Origin of the sequence: Lysobacter enzymogenes, assembly GCF_017168095.1 — a bacterium.
Classification (GTDB): Bacteria; Pseudomonadota; Gammaproteobacteria; order Xanthomonadales; family Xanthomonadaceae; genus Lysobacter; species Lysobacter enzymogenes_D.
The window spans coordinates 1-222 of record NZ_LXSD01000567.1 but is presented as its reverse complement, the minus strand read 5'-3'; the positions used below and the strand labels follow the sequence as shown (position 1 = coordinate 222).

The following is a 222-nucleotide window of genomic DNA, read 5'->3' as shown; positions in this document are numbered from 1 at the left end:
GCGAGCAGCGCCAGCGTGCGGGTGATCCGCGCCGGCGCCAGCGGCGCCGCCGCCCACCAGCCGTGGCGCAGGTTCTCGTCGAGCCCGGCCAGGCGGGCGCGGGCGCTGGCGTAGGACGCCGCCAACGCCAGCAGCGCGAACGGCAGCGGCAATTGCGCGATCAGGCGCGGCAACGCGGCCGGCAACGCCGCCGCCTCGCCGCCGAACGCGCGCAGCGCGAGG

General features: G+C 79.7%; 1 protein-coding gene. It reads right to left on the bottom strand.

The window, feature by feature from the left end:
* Positions 1-222 (bottom strand): hypothetical protein (locus A7A76_RS22200; protein WP_206413354.1); only part of this gene is annotated, 222 nt, incomplete at both ends.